The organism is Massilia sp. ST3 (assembly GCF_018119405.1).
Classification (GTDB): domain Bacteria; phylum Pseudomonadota; class Gammaproteobacteria; order Burkholderiales; family Burkholderiaceae_D; genus Telluria.
The window spans coordinates 89,191-101,622 of record NZ_JAGPWC010000007.1 but is presented as its reverse complement, the minus strand read 5'-3'; the positions used below and the strand labels follow the sequence as shown (position 1 = coordinate 101,622).

The 12,432-nt window shown below is 65.4% G+C and carries 12 protein-coding genes; 3 read left to right on the top strand and 9 right to left on the bottom strand.

The genetic code is table 11. The features are described from left to right. The 8 genes from KBW98_RS04160 to KBW98_RS04125 form a co-directional block, all read right to left on the bottom strand. The coding region (locus KBW98_RS04160; RefSeq protein ID WP_373888899.1) for a FimV family protein at window positions 1-389 on the bottom strand (389 nt) is incomplete at its 3' end. Window positions 390-796: 407 nt separating this feature from the next. Continuing rightward, window positions 797-1,924, bottom strand: coding sequence for an aspartate-semialdehyde dehydrogenase (asd, locus tag KBW98_RS04155; RefSeq protein WP_211518872.1), 1,128 nt, complete (start codon window positions 1,922-1,924; stop codon window positions 797-799). Between the two features lie 34 nt (window positions 1,925-1,958). After that, window positions 1,959-3,029, bottom strand: a complete 1,071-nt coding sequence (gene leuB / locus KBW98_RS04150) for a 3-isopropylmalate dehydrogenase (RefSeq protein WP_211518869.1) — start codon at window positions 3,027-3,029, stop codon at window positions 1,959-1,961. 23 nt (window positions 3,030-3,052) lie between these two features. After that, entirely contained in the window at window positions 3,053-3,700 is a 648-nt protein-coding gene (leuD, locus tag KBW98_RS04145; RefSeq protein WP_211518868.1) for a 3-isopropylmalate dehydratase small subunit, read from the bottom strand. A 19-nt stretch (window positions 3,701-3,719) separates the two neighbouring features. Next, entirely contained in the window at window positions 3,720-3,842 is a 123-nt protein-coding gene (locus KBW98_RS04140) for an entericidin A/B family lipoprotein (protein WP_211518867.1), read from the bottom strand. A gap of 41 nt (window positions 3,843-3,883) precedes the next feature. Beyond that, window positions 3,884-5,284 carry a 3-isopropylmalate dehydratase large subunit gene (leuC, locus tag KBW98_RS04135; protein ID WP_211518866.1) on the bottom strand — a complete coding sequence of 467 codons (1,401 nt, stop codon included), beginning with the start codon at window positions 5,282-5,284 and terminating at the stop codon, window positions 3,884-3,886. A 291-nt stretch (window positions 5,285-5,575) separates the two neighbouring features. Next, window positions 5,576-7,486: a chemotaxis protein CheA gene (locus KBW98_RS04130; protein WP_211518865.1), complete on the bottom strand. Its 1,911-nt coding sequence runs from the start codon at window positions 7,484-7,486 to the stop codon at window positions 5,576-5,578. Beyond that, complete coding sequence (locus KBW98_RS04125; protein WP_211518864.1) at window positions 7,486-8,340, bottom strand: protein phosphatase CheZ; 855 nt, start codon at window positions 8,338-8,340, stop codon at window positions 7,486-7,488. Before KBW98_RS04125 ends, KBW98_RS04130 begins: the two co-directional genes overlap by 1 nt. A gap of 401 nt (window positions 8,341-8,741) precedes the next feature. On the opposite strand from KBW98_RS04125, the gene KBW98_RS04120 reads away from it, so the two are divergent. The 3 genes from KBW98_RS04120 to KBW98_RS04110 all read left to right on the top strand — a co-directional run bounded on the left by KBW98_RS04120 (window position 8,742) and on the right by KBW98_RS04110 (window position 11,119). After that, on the top strand, window positions 8,742-9,206 hold the full coding sequence (locus KBW98_RS04120) for a universal stress protein (RefSeq protein WP_211518863.1): 465 nt from the start codon (window positions 8,742-8,744) through the stop codon (window positions 9,204-9,206). Between the two features lie 98 nt (window positions 9,207-9,304). Next, a complete protein-coding gene (locus KBW98_RS04115; protein ID WP_211518862.1) occupies window positions 9,305-9,949 on the top strand; it encodes a response regulator transcription factor in 645 nt (214 codons plus the stop codon). A gap of 375 nt (window positions 9,950-10,324) precedes the next feature. Then, a complete protein-coding gene (locus KBW98_RS04110) occupies window positions 10,325-11,119 on the top strand; it encodes a Crp/Fnr family transcriptional regulator (protein WP_211518871.1) in 795 nt (264 codons plus the stop codon). Between the two features lie 179 nt (window positions 11,120-11,298). On the opposite strand, the gene KBW98_RS04105 is transcribed toward KBW98_RS04110, so the two are convergent. After that, window positions 11,299-12,387, bottom strand: a complete 1,089-nt coding sequence (locus KBW98_RS04105; RefSeq protein WP_211518861.1) for a glycine zipper 2TM domain-containing protein — start codon at window positions 12,385-12,387, stop codon at window positions 11,299-11,301. Window positions 12,388-12,432: the final 45 nt, after the last annotated feature.

Sequence of the window (12,432 nt, the reverse complement as noted above, 5' to 3'; positions counted from 1 at the left end):
GGCGCGGCGGCCACCTGGGCCGGCTGGGTGGCGCGCAGTTCGGCCGGGTCCAGCAGGAAGGTGTATTCGCGTACCAGGCGGCCGTTATTCCAGGACAGCTCGAGCAGCATGTCGACGAAGGGCTCGTTCAGCGGCTGGGTCGAGGTGACGCGGATGACCGGACGGCCGCCGCGCTGCTCCACATTGAAGCGCAGCGACAGCAGGGCCGGATTGAATTCGATGTTCGCGGCGCGGAAGGCGTCCGGCGAAGCCAGCTTGACTGCCATGCTGGCCGGGTCTTCGCCCGCGCTGGTCGTCAGTTCGATCTCGGCGCGCAGCGGCTGGCCGAGCGCCGACAGCACCGTCAGTTTTCCTAGCCCGGCCGCGGTGGCGGCGGAAGACAGGAACACTGCACTGGCCACGGCTGCGGTGAGCGATTTCAGCGCAAACGCCATGAGCGGAGGACGGTGGGTAGATTGCATAGTAGGCGACGAAAGAAAGTTGACCAGGGGAAAGGCGGTTTCCCGGGAGTCTCAACATAACATCATGCCCTGGAGCATGCAAGCATCCCGCGCACATCGATGACGCAGTGATAAAGGATGTGTGGCCAGAATGACCGATGCGAGGCGGGTTCGATAGCGTTTGATTACGGACGCTTGTCAATATTGCAGGGGGTGTGGCAAGGCCGGCAACGGAAGCCGCCGGTGCCGGTATTGTAGGGTCGGCGGGTCCTCCCGCCGACGCGTTCAACCAGCGTTTGCCGGTCGAACGGCATGCGTCCGCGAACGCGTCGGCGGCAGAGCCGCCAACCCTACGATCAGCGATCGAGAACGATACGCAGCATGCGGCGCAGCGGCTCCGCGGCGCCCCACAGCAGCTGGTCGCCGACGGTGAAAGCCGACAGGTAGTCGCCGCCCATCGACATCTTGCGCAGGCGGCCCACCGGGATGGTCAGGCTGCCGGTCACCGCGGCAGGCGACAGGTCGCGCACCGAGGCTTCGCGGGTGTTCGGCACCACCTTCACCCACTGGTTGTGCGAGGCGATGATGTCGTTGATCTCGTCCAGGGGCACGTCCTTGGTCAGCTTGATGGTCAGCGCCTGCGAGTGGCAGCGCATCGCGCCGATGCGCACGCACAGGCCGTCCACCGGGATCGACTTCGAACCGAAGGACTCGCCCAGGCCCAGGATCTTGTTGGTCTCGGCGCCGGCCTTCCACTCTTCCTTCGACTGGCCGTTGCCCAGGTCCTTGTCGATCCAGGGGATCAGGTTGCCGGCCAGCGGCACGCCGAACTGCCTGGTTTCTTCCGCGGAGAGACCATGCTGGGTCGCCAGCACGCCGCGGTCGATCTCGAGGATGGCCGAGGCCGGGTTGTCCAGCAGCGGCTTGACGGCCGCGTTGATGGTGCCGAACTGGGTCAGCAGCTCGCGCATGTGCTGGGCGCCGCCGCCCGATGCCGCCTGGTAGGTCATGGAGCTCATCCACTCGACCAGGCCCTTCTCGAACAGGCCACCCAGGCCCATCAGCATGCAGGACACGGTGCAGTTACCGCCGATGAAGTTCTTCACGCCGCGGGTGAGCGCGTTCTTGATGACGTCCTTGTTGACCGGGTCCAGCACGATGACCGCGTCGTCGTTCATGCGCAGCGTGGAGGCCGCGTCGATCCAGTAGCCGTTCCAGCCGCTGGCGCGCAGCTTCGGGAAGACTTCCGTGGTGTAGTCGCCGCCCTGGCAGGAGATGATGATCTCGCACTTCGCCAGTTCGGTGATATCGGTTGCGCTCTTGAGCGTGGTTTCGTTTTTCGCCATCGACGGCGCGGCGCCGCCCGGGTTCGACGTGGTGAAGAACACCGGCTCGATGTGGTCGAAATCGCCCTCTTCCTGCATGCGCTGCATGAGGACCGAGCCGACCATGCCGCGCCAACCTACCAGACCTACGAGTTTCATCATTTTCCCTTGGTTGAATAAATCTTTTATATCGTTAAGCGAGGGCCGCGACGACCGCGTTGCCCATCTCTTCGGTGCCCACCTTGGTGGACCCTGCTTCGTAAATATCCGGCGTGCGCAGGCCCTGGGCCAGCACGCGCTTGACCGCGTCCTCGATGCGCTCGGCCTGGTCCAGGCGGCCCAGCGAGTAGCGCAGCATCATCGCGGCGGACAGGATGGTCGCCAGCGGATTGGCCACGCCCTTGCCCGCGATGTCGGGCGCCGACCCGTGCGAGGGCTCGTACAGGCCCTTGTTGTCGGCGTCCAGCGAGGCCGAAGGCAGCATGCCGATCGAGCCGGTCAGCATGGCGGCGGCGTCGGACAGGATGTCGCCGAACATGTTGCCGGTGACGATGACGTCGAACTTCTTCGGCGCGCGCACCAGCTGCATCGCGGCGTTGTCGACATACATGTGTTCGAGCTCGACATCCTGGTAGTCCTTGTGCACCTCGGTGACCACGTCGCGCCAGAACTGGAAGGTTTCCAGCACGTTGGCCTTGTCGACGCTGGTCACGCGGCTGCCGCGCTTGCGGGCGGCCTGGAAGGCCACGTGGGCGATGCGGCGGATCTCGCCTTCGGCGTAGCGCATGGTGTCGAAGCCCTCGCGCTGGCCTTTGAAAGGACCGTCCGGGCATTCGCGCACGCCGCGCGGCTTGCCGAAGTAGATGTCGCCGGTAAGTTCGCGGATGATCAGGATGTCCAGGCCGGAGACCACCTCGGGCTTGAGCGTCGAGGCGCCCGCCAGTTCCGGATACAGGATCGCGGGACGCAGGTTGGCGAACAGGCCCAGTTCCTTGCGCAGGCCCAGGATCGCCTGCTCGGGGCGCAGCGCGCGTTCCAGCTTGTCGTACTGGTAGTCGCCAACGGCGCCGAACAGCACCGCGTCGGCTTCCTTGGCCAGCTTGAGGGTCGCTTCCGGCAGCGGGTGGCCGTGCGCGGCATAGCCCGCGCCGCCGACCGCCGCGGTTTCCATCTCGAAGGATTCGCCGAGCGCGTTCAGGACCTTGACCGCCTGCGCGGTGATCTCGGGGCCGATGCCGTCGCCCGGCAGGATCGCAATCTTCATCCGCTTTCTTTCTTCTTTTGTTATTAAATGGTGTTGGCCAGCCAGGGCTGGGCCGCCAGGTGGCGCTGCTCGAAGGCGCGGATCTCGTCCGCGTGGCGCAGGGTCAGGCCGATGTCGTCCAGGCCGTTGAGCAGGCAGTACTTGCGGAACTCGTCGATGGCGAAGCCGTACGACAGGCTGCCGTCGGCCGAATCGATGCGCTGGTTTTCCAGGTCCACGACCAGCTTGAAGCCTTCCTGGCTTTCCACGGCCTTGAACAGGGTGTCGACGTCCTCTTCGCCCAGCACCACCGGCAGCAGGCCGCTCTTGTAGCAGTTGTTGAAGAAGATGTCGGCGAAGCTGGGGGCGACGATGGCGCGGAAACCATACTGCTGCAGGGCCCAGGGCGCGTGCTCGCGCGAGGAGCCGCAGCCGAAATTCTTGCGGGCCAGGAGGATGGACGCGCCCTGGTAGCGCGGCTGGTTCAGCACGAACTCGGGGTTCACCGGACGGGTGCTGCAGTCCTGGCCCGGCTCGCCGTGGTCCAGGTAGCGCCACTCGTCGAACAGATTGGGACCGAAGCCGGTGCGCCGGATCGATTTCAGGAACTGCTTCGGAATGATCGCGTCGGTGTCGACGTTGGCGCGGTCGAGCGGCGCCACCAGTCCTTCGTGTACGGTGAATTTGTCCATCTTCCTGCCTTGTTGGTGTTTACTTGCCGCCGGCGCCGGTCACGATCTGGCCGGCGCGCTGCACGTCGCGGCCGATGCCGGAAATGGTGTTGCAGCCAGCCAGCAGGACGGCGATGAGGGAGAGTGCGAATACTTTTTTCATGTTTCAGTGATCAATTACAGAGTTAAAGACCATATAACGCATCAGAGGGCGCGCGCGTCGACAAAGTGGCCCGCGATTCCCGCCGCCGCGGCCATGGCCGGCGACACCAGGTGGGTGCGGCCGCCCTGCCCCTGGCGGCCCTCGAAGTTGCGGTTCGAGGTCGAGGCGCAGCGCTCGCCCGGTTCCAGGCGGTCGGCGTTCATCGCCAGGCACATCGAGCAGCCCGGCTCGCGCCACTCGAAGCCGGCGTCCTTGAAGACCCGGTCCAGGCCTTCGCGTTCGGCCTGTTCCTTGACCAGGCCCGAACCCGGCACCACCATCGCCAGCTTGACGTTGGGGGCGCGGCGGCGGCCCTTGACCACCTCGGCGGCGGCGCGCAGGTCCTCGATGCGCGAATTGGTGCAGGAGCCGATGAAGACCTTGTCGATGGCGATCTCGCCGATCGGGGTGTTGGGCTGCAGGTCCATGTAGGCCAGGGCCTTCTCGATGGCGCCGCGGCGCACCGGGTCGGCTTCCTCGCGCGGGTCCGGCACGCGGCCGTCGATCGAGGTGACCATCTCGGGCGAGGTGCCCCAGGTGACCTGCGGGCGCACGTCCGCCGCGTCGAGGGTGACCACGGTGTCGAACTGCGCGCCCTCGTCGGAATGCAGGGTGCGCCAGTAGGCCACGGCCTGCTCCCACTGCTCGCCCTTGGGCGAGAACGGGCGGCCTTTCACGTACTCGATGGTGGTGTCGTCGACGGCGATCATGCCGGCGCGGGCGCCCGCTTCGATCGCCATGTTACAGACGGTCATGCGGCCTTCCATCGACAGCGAGCGGATGGTCGAGCCGGCGAACTCGATGGCGTAGCCGGTGCCGCCCGCGGTGCCGATCTTGCCGATGATGGCCAGCACGATGTCCTTGGCGGTCACGCCGGGCGGCAGTTCGCCGTCGACCTGGACCAGCATGGACCTGGATTTCTTGGCCAGCAGGGTCTGGGTCGCCATCACGTGTTCGACTTCCGAGGTGCCGATGCCGTGCGCCAGGCAGCCGAAGGCGCCGTGGGTGGAGGTATGCGAGTCGCCGCACACGACCGTCATGCCGGGCAGGGTCGCGCCCTGCTCCGGCCCGATCACGTGCACGATGCCCTGGCGCTTGTCGCGCATGTCGAAATAGGTCAGGCCGAAGCTCTTCGCATTGGCGTCGAGGGTCTCGACCTGCAGGCGCGAGGTCGGATCTAGAATGCCCTGGGCGCGGTCGGTGGTCGGCACGTTGTGGTCGGCCACGGCCAGGTTGCTCGAGGTGCGCCATAGCCCGCGCCCGGCCTCGCGCAGGCCTTCGAAGGCTTGCGGGCTGGTGACTTCGTGCACCAGGTGGCGGTCGATGTAGAGGACGGTGGTGCCATCGGCGTCGGCACGCACGACATGGGAATCCCAGAGTTTGTCGTAGAGCGTTTTTTGCATGGTCGATCTTGAAGGTCGGCGGGCGCTTATCGGGAAACCTTATGCGAACCCGGTTTTTGATTATGCCATATTTGTGCACTGCCGCACCAAGAGGGGGCGTTGCACGATTATGCCAAAGACCTTACCTTCAAGAAAATAATATTTGCAACAATTTTGTAATATGCAAATAAAAAAAGCCTGCATGGAATATGCAGGCTTTTTGTGTGCGCTTTTTGCGTCGAAGCGAACGATCTGTTCGTTTTGCGCCGCACGATGACGTCAAGTTGGCGGCGAAGCCGCCAACTTGACGATTTATGCTGCCAGGCGCACGCTGCTGCGGCAGCCGTCCATCAGGAACGACAGGCCGACCACCAGCACCAGCTCGCCCTCGGCCGAACGCGCCGTGCCGGTGATGCCTTCGACGCTCAGCGCGGTCATCGGCTTGATCACCAGGTCGGCCGTGCCGTCGACGGCTTCCACCGCCAGGATATACGGCTGCGGCGCGTTGATGACGATGCCGACGCGCTCGGGCGCGGCTTCGTAGCCGAGCGACAGCGCCAGCGAGCGCACCGGCAGCGGACGGCCCTGGTCCTTCAGCACCGGGGCGCCGCCCACGCACATGAAGTCTTCCGGCAGCTCCACCACGCGCTCGACGACGGCCATCGGCAGCGCCAGCGAGGCGCTCGAGGTCGACACCAGCATGGTCGGCACGATCGACAGTTCGATCGGCAGGCGGATCGCGAAGCGCGTGCCCTTGCCCAGCTGGGACTCGATGCGGATCGCGCCGCGGTTCTTCTCGACGGCGGTCTTGACCACGTCCATGCCCACGCCGCGGCCCGAGACCGACGACGCCACTTCCTTGGTCGAGAAGCCCGGCAGGAAGACCAGCTGGTAGGCTTCGTCGTCGCTCTGCGCGCTGTGCTCGCCGATCAGGCCCTTGTCGATCGCCTTCTTGCGCAGCTTGGCCGGGTCCATGCCCTTGCCGTCGTCCTGCAGCACGATCATGACGCTGTTCGCTTCCTGCCAGGCTTTCAGCAGGATGAAGGCCTTGGCCGGCTTGCCGTTGGCGACACGCTCTTCCGGTCCTTCGACACCATGGTCGAGCGCGTTGCGCAGCATGTGCACCAGCGGGTCGTACAGGCTGTCCACGACGACGCGGTCGACTTCGGTCTCGGCGCCTTCGATGGTCAGCTCGACGTCCTTGCCGAGGTCCTTGGCCAGCTCGCGCACCAGGCGCGGGAACTTCTGGAACAGGCGGCCCACCGGCTGCATGCGGGTCGCCAGGGTGGCGCGCTGCAGTTCGGCGGAATAGCGCGAGGCGCGTTCCAGGGTCTCGGTGAGGGTCGCGATCAGCGAGGCGGCCTGGCCTTCGAACTTGAACTGCTGCAGGCGTTCCAGCAGTACGGCGGCCTGGTTGGCGGCCTGCACCGATTCGCCCGCCACTTCGAGCAGCGCGTCCAGCTTGACCGCGTCGATACGGATGCTTTCGTCCTTGGCCGGCGCGCTGGCGGCGGCCTTGTTCTCGTTGCCGCGGCGTTCGACGCCGTCCCAGCCGTTCTTGGCCGGCGCTGCAGCAGCAGGGGCTGCGGCAGCAGCGCTAGCCTCGGCCGGCGCGGCGACAGACGCGACAGACGCGGCAGGCGCAGGAGCGGCGGCGGCCGGCGCGGCGGCCACGGCGATGGCCTTGTCGGCCGGCACCACGGCGTTGTACATGGCGGTCCAGTCCAGGCCATCCTCGCCCACCGCGGGAGCGGCAGGAGCGGCGGCGGGAGCGGCTGCCACGACCGGCGCGGCAACCGGCGCGGCCGGCGCGGTGGCGGGCGCCGGGGCGCTCGCGCCCTTGCCCTCGATCGCATCGGTCAGGATGCGTTCCAGGTCGGCCGGCATCTGCGCCAGGCCTTCCGGCGGCGTACCGTTGTTCAGGTCGTTCAGCTGGTCGGCCACGAAGCCCGAAGCCTGCAGCGCCGCTTCGATTGCGAGCGGGGTCACCGGCGCTTCGCCGGTGCGCAGCGCGTCGAACAGGTTCTCGGTCAGGTGGCAGGCCGCGACCAGTGCGGGCAGGCCCATGAAGCCGGCGCCGCCCTTGATGGTGTGGAAGGACCGGAACACCGCATTCAGCGTTTCCTTGTTGTCCGGATCGCGTTCGAGGCGCAGCAAATGTTCTTCAACATTGACTGCCAGGTCCATCGCCTCGACGACGAAGTCCTTGAGCATATCGTCCATTAGAATCCCAGATCGGCGAGAAGATCGTCAACGTTGTCCTGGTCCAGGGCCGCTTCCGGCACCGACGGGCCCTGCATCAGCGCGGCGGGTGCGGCGGCTTCCTGTTCCTTCTTGGCCAGCTTTTCCTTGATGTCGGCCGGCGCGTTGTCGCGCAGCAGCTGGGCCAGTTCCGACTCGACCGTCTGGGTGATCTTGACCACCTTCTTGATCAGCTGGCCGGTGATGTCCTGGAAGTCCTGGGCCATCATGATTTCGAGCAGGCGCGCCTTTTCGGCTTCGGTCGCTTCGTTCACGCTGGCCGCGAACTGGCGCGAATCGCCGGCCAGGGCCTTGAACTCGTCCAGGCTCAGCTTGCCGGAGAACAGATCGGCCCAGCGGGTTTCCATGTCCTTGGCCTGCTTCGACAGCAGGTCCTGGGCCGGCATGCCCTCGTCCAGGGTGTTCAGCACCTTGTTGGCGGCCTGCTCGGTCAGGCTGGCGACGTACTCCAGGCGGTCCTGGGCGTCCACGATCTGGGACGAGGCTTCGGTCAGCGCCTTGTCGTAACCCAGCTCGCGCAGCGAGTCGTGCAGCAGGCGGACGATGCCGCCCAGGCGTTCGAACATCCCGTGCTCGGCGGCGTGCGACTCGGCCAAAGCGGCGGCCGGTGCGGCTGCCGGCGCGGCCACGGCCACGGCCGGTGCGCTGGTCGCGGACACCTGGTCGAACAGCGACTCCAGGTCCTCGTCGTCGCCTGCAGCAGCAGCGGCTGCGGCGGGCGCAGGCGCCGGCTCCGCGGCGGGCGCGGGTGCGCTGGCGCGCTGCGCCGCCACTTCCTCGAATAGTGCGTCGAAATCGTCAGCGGCGTCGGTCATAATCCCTGCTTCTCCATAATGTATAAGTGCGCAATGAGCTTTGCAATTCGGGTTACTGCGTCCATCCGGGCCATTCCTGAGGCCGCATTAACAGATGGTATTGAGTCTGCATGCGAGTGTAGCAGCGTGGTTGCCGTAGGTAAATCTCGGAAACTGGCACGCAACAAAATGGACAGGTAAACTTAATACTGCGACAATCAAATCGCGTGGTTCCTGAATGTTTACACAAGGACGGTGTTGTATTTTGTAATCGCAGGCCCTGCGCAGCACCCATGCCGCCCTTTTTGTTTTGCGCCGGAACAACGGCCGGGATGTTTGATCCAACTCAACAGTTTGCGTTAAAGCAATCGCCGCCACGCCATTGAACCTCCAGAATGGCCTGGCCTTTGGGAGGAGTCATCATGTACCGCAAAATCCTGATCACCACCGACGGCTCGGCCGTGTCGCAGCACACCGCCTGCGCCGGCGTCAAATTCGCGGCGCAGATGGGGGCCGAGGTGCTGGCCCTGTTCGTCGCTCCCGAGTACCAGTATCCAGTGTACGTGGAAATCATCCCGCCTTCCTACCCCAGCGAGGAGGATTACCTGGCCCAGATGCGGCGCATGGGAGAGGAATACATGGGCAAGATCATGCGCTCCTGCGCCGGCGCCAATCTGCAGCATAGCTGCATGACGGCGTTTTCCGACACCGCGGCGCTCAAGATCGTCGACGTGGCGGAGCAGGAAGGCTGCGACCTGATCTTCATGGGTTCGCACGGCCGCAGCGGCTGGGGCCAGCTGCTGCTGGGCAGCGTGACCAACAAGGTGCTGTCGCACACCACGAAACCGGTGCTGGTGCACCGCCTGATCAAGGAGCCGGGCACCTGACCAACCTGCTCCGCATAGTTTGAACACCGAGCATTTTTTGGCAGGACCGGTGTGCTAACCTGAAGCAGTTTGGGCCGCCCGCGGCCGGAAGGATGGATATGGTAAGAATCGTCATTGCCGATGACCACACGATCATGCGCGAGGGCCTCAAGCGCATTCTCGACGGCGCCGCCGACATCGAGATCGTCGGCGAGGCGACCAACGGCTTCGAGGTGCTGGCCCAGGTGCGCCAGGGCGGATTCGACCTGCTGCTGCTCGACCTGTCGATGCCGGGCCGCAGCGGCGTCGACCTGATCCGCCAGGTGCGCAGCGAGGCGCCCAAGCTGGCCATCCTGATTCTCACCATGCACGAGGAAGAGCAGTACGCGGTGCGCGCCATCCGCGCCGGCGCCCAGGGCTACCTGACCAAGGAAAGCGCGGGCACCCAGCTGGTGGGCGCGATCCGCAAGGTCGCGTCCGGCCGCCCCTACATCAGTACCGAAGTGGCCGAGCAGCTGGCCCTGAACATCATGGCGCCCAGCGAACAGCTGCTGCACAAGCAGCTCTCGGACCGCGAGTTCGAGGTGTTTTCCCTGCTGGTAGGCGGCAAGTCGATCACCGAGATCGCCAACGGCCTGCACCTGTCGGTCAAGACCGTCAGCACCCACAAGACCCGCATCATGCAAAAGATGGGCATGAACTCGCTGTCCGAAATGGTCCAGTACGCCGTCGCCCACCGGCTGCTGGCGCCGATGAAAGCGTAGCCGAACTTCTTTTGACCAGTTCCTGAGGTTTTCGTGCCACGCCGGCCCCTGCCGGACGCCCTTCCCGCTGCGCCGAATTTGCACGGCTGTGCTGCGATTTCTTCCCGGTTTCCCTCTGGCGCACGGTGCTGTCAGTCAGAAAATTCCTACACTGACGCCATCTCTCCTACCTACATATTCAGGCATCGCTGATATTCGTGCCGGACTCGTGTTGGCATACTGAATTCAGCGTTTCGACTTGCTTGCGATCCAAGTCACGGCATCAGCCTGGTGGGATCGCTGCCTGAAACCTTAGTCTTTCACCTGGAGAAGAGCATGCAGTCCCAGCCAATGTCAGAACAACGCAATGCCACCCAGCCGACCCTGCATTCGCCGATGGAAGCGGGCCGCCAGCGCCAGGGACGTCTCTGGTCCAACCTGAAAGAAGTCTGCGACCTGCTCCGCATTCCGGCCAGCGTGTCGGTCACGTCCGAAGAATTGCTGTTCCAGCACGTCCAGTTCAAGACCGGCCAGCGCGTGCACACCATCGGCCAGGCCTTCGACACCTTGTACATCGTGAATTCCGGTTTCCTCAAGACGGTGCTGATCGACGAGTTCGGCAACGAGCAGGTGCTGAGCTTCCCCATGAAAGGCGACATGCTGGGGGTCGACGGCATCCACACCCGCCACTACGCCTCCGAGGCGGTGGCTCTGTCCGACTGCGACCTGATCCTGCTGCCCTTCAAGAAGCTGACCGCCCTGGGCCGCGTGCACAACGAGCTCGAGAACATGATGTACGGCGTGATGAGCCGCGAGCTGGTGCGCGAGCAGACCATGATCGGCATGCTGGGCGCCCTCTCCGCCGAAGCCCGTGTGGCGCGCTTCCTGGTGTCCCTGGCCGACCGCTTCGCCGCCATGGGCTATTCGAGCAAGCTGTTCAACCTGCGCATGACCCGCCACGAGATCGGCAGCTACCTGGGGCTGACCCTGGAAACGGTGAGCCGCACCCTGTCGGCCTTCAACGAGATCGGCCTGATCACCGTAGACCAGCGCACGATCGGCATCAAGGATGCGGACGCACTCAAGACCCTGCGCCGCTTGCCGCCGTCGAGGTCACGGACCAAGGGCGCGGCGAAGCAGAAGGCGGAGCTGGAGCAGCCGGGGGATGATCAGGTGTTGGCGACGGTGTAGAGGCCAATAAGAGCGCATACAAAAGAAGAGCAGCGAAGTAAAAGCCGCAAAGCCGATTTCGTTGCCGAAGCCGCCGCCACCGCTCAATCCACCACCATACAACAACGTCATCCCGGCGAAGGCCGGGATGACGGTTTTGCGGCTAGGTGTTTAAAGCAAGTTTGCCTAAGTGCGCACGATTATTGATCCCGCGCCAACACCCCGCCATTCACTCTGACCCTATCCCCCACCCTGAACCCGGGATCATTCTCATACTGGATCGCCTGCGTCGCCCCGCTATTCGCATACCGCACCACCACCTCATAGCGCTGGCTCTTGCGCATGTTCCGCTCCAGCTGGCGCCCTGCCACCGCGCCGCCCACGGCGCCGGCCACCGAGGCCGCCTTGCGGCCGCTGCCGCTGCCCACCTGGTTGCCCAGCAGCCCGCCGACCACGGCCCCGCCGATGGTGCCCAGGTAGCTGCCGTCGCCGCTGACCTCGATCACGTTCACCGCCTCCACGGTCGCGCAGCTGGTGCAGTAGCGGGTTTCCTGCGGCGCGGCCGTGCGCCCGCCGGCCGCCAGCAGCGGCTGGCCCAGCACCGTGGTCGAGTAGCGGCCGTCGGCGCGGATGGTCGCGGTGACCCGGCTGTTGGTCAGGATGCGGTCGGTATTGCGCACCACGTACACGGCGCTGTACTCGCCCTGCTTCACCTCGGGCAGGAAGAACACGCCGCGCGCGCCGTCGATCGCCACTTCCACCCGCGCGCCCGGGGTGCCGAACACGGTGAAGCGCAGCTCGTTGCCGGCGCCCAGGTCGGGACTGCCCTGCACCTCGAAGCGGTCGATGCGGGGCAGGTTGGCCAGCTCGCCGCGGCGGTTCTCGCGGCGCGGCGCGTTGCTGCGCAGGAGCGACTCGGCCAGCACATTGGTCGCCACCTGGTTGCCCAGGCGCAGGTTGGCGGTGACGCCGCTCTCCGGCCGGATGCGGTCGTGGGTGCCGATGGTGTAGGTGCCGCTGTACTGGCCCGGCTCGACCTCGGTCATGTGCACGTTGCGGGTGGCGCCGTCGATGCGCAGGGTGGCGGTGCCGCCGGGGCTGCCATACAGGTCGAAATGCAGCTCCACACCCGGCGCCAGGCGCCCCACTTCCTCGACATTGAAGCCGTTGATCACCGGGCCATAGCTGCGGTTTTGCTCATACTGCTGGGCATGCGCGGGTGCGCTCGCCACCGTCATGAACGGCAGCAGCGCGGCCGCCAGGGTACAGAACAGGGTGCGGAATCGCATGGTTCACCTCCAGGATGGCTATGCCTGGAGACCTTACGCCCGAGC

Excerpts from the sequence above, each read along its gene's own strand:
- asd (WP_211518872.1), bottom strand. The coding sequence starts at position 1,924 with ATGAAACTCGTAGGTCTGGTAGGTTGGCGCGGCATGGTCGGCTCGGTC.
- leuB (WP_211518869.1), bottom strand. The coding sequence starts at position 3,029 with ATGAAGATTGCGATCCTGCCGGGCGACGGCATCGGCCCCGAGATCACC.
- leuD (WP_211518868.1), bottom strand. The coding sequence starts at position 3,700 with ATGGACAAATTCACCGTACACGAAGGACTGGTGGCGCCGCTCGACCGC.
- KBW98_RS04140 (WP_211518867.1), bottom strand. The coding sequence starts at position 3,842 with ATGAAAAAAGTATTCGCACTCTCCCTCATCGCCGTCCTGCTGGCTGGC.
- leuC (WP_211518866.1), bottom strand. The coding sequence starts at position 5,284 with ATGCAAAAAACGCTCTACGACAAACTCTGGGATTCCCATGTCGTGCGT.
- KBW98_RS04130 (WP_211518865.1), bottom strand. The coding sequence starts at position 7,486 with ATGGACGATATGCTCAAGGACTTCGTCGTCGAGGCGATGGACCTGGCA.
- KBW98_RS04125 (WP_211518864.1), bottom strand. The coding sequence starts at position 8,340 with ATGACCGACGCCGCTGACGATTTCGACGCACTATTCGAGGAAGTGGCG.
- KBW98_RS04120 (WP_211518863.1), top strand. The coding sequence starts at position 8,742 with ATGTACCGCAAAATCCTGATCACCACCGACGGCTCGGCCGTGTCGCAG.
- KBW98_RS04115 (WP_211518862.1), top strand. The coding sequence starts at position 9,305 with ATGGTAAGAATCGTCATTGCCGATGACCACACGATCATGCGCGAGGGC.
- KBW98_RS04110 (WP_211518871.1), top strand. The coding sequence starts at position 10,325 with ATGGAAGCGGGCCGCCAGCGCCAGGGACGTCTCTGGTCCAACCTGAAA.
- KBW98_RS04105 (WP_211518861.1), bottom strand. The coding sequence starts at position 12,387 with ATGCGATTCCGCACCCTGTTCTGTACCCTGGCGGCCGCGCTGCTGCCG.